Source organism: Streptosporangium oxazolinicum, from assembly GCF_039537505.1.
GTDB classification, from domain to species: Bacteria; Actinomycetota; Actinomycetes; order Streptosporangiales; family Streptosporangiaceae; genus Streptosporangium; species Streptosporangium oxazolinicum.
This window is the reverse complement of the sequence record NZ_BAABAQ010000046.1, coordinates 1-651: the sequence shown is the minus strand read 5'-3', so window position 1 is coordinate 651 and position 651 is coordinate 1. Positions and strand designations below refer to the sequence as shown.

At 69.4% G+C, this 651-nt stretch carries 1 pseudogene; it reads right to left on the bottom strand.

Going from position 1 to position 651, the window contains the following annotated elements:
• Positions 1-357, bottom strand: a pseudogene (locus ABD817_RS39455) (ABC transporter permease); the annotation flags it as partial.
• Positions 358-651: the final 294 nt, after the last annotated feature.

The window sequence follows — 651 nt, the reverse complement described above, 5'->3', positions numbered from 1 at the left end:
CACCGCGCACACGATCATCACGAACGGGCCGTAGGACTGGGTGGCCAGCGTGGTCGCCCACACCGACGCCAACGCCATGATCGCGCCCACCGACAGGTCGATACCCCCACCGATGATCACGAACGTCATACCGACCGTGATCACCCCGATGGTCGCGGCCAGCGACAGGATGCTCACCATGTTCGAGGTCGTGGCGAAGGTGTCGGGCACCGTGACCAGGCCCACCACCGCCAGCAACACCAGCGCGACCACCAGGCCGAGATGGCGCGTCTCCCCGAAGCGGGCGAGCGGGCTCGCCGCGGCGGGTTTGCGGGCGGGTGCCTCGACGCGGTCGTGCTCGTCCACGGGCGGCTTCACCGGAGCACCGCCACGGCGGTCGGGGCTCCGGAACGGAGAGAGATGGCGTCCATGAAGACCTGTCGGTTCCTTTCGCTAGTCCCGGCGCGTCCGGCGCTCCCGGGGTTCCCGGCGTGCCCGGGGTTTTCGGGGAATCCGGGGAGGAAGGCGGTCACAGGGCACTCCCCTCCATGATCATGTCGAGGACGGCGTGCTCGTCCAGCTCACCGGCACCGGCCTCACGAATGACCCGGCCCTCCCGCAGAACCAGCACCCGATCGGCCAGCCCCAGCACCTCGGGAACCTCACTGGAGA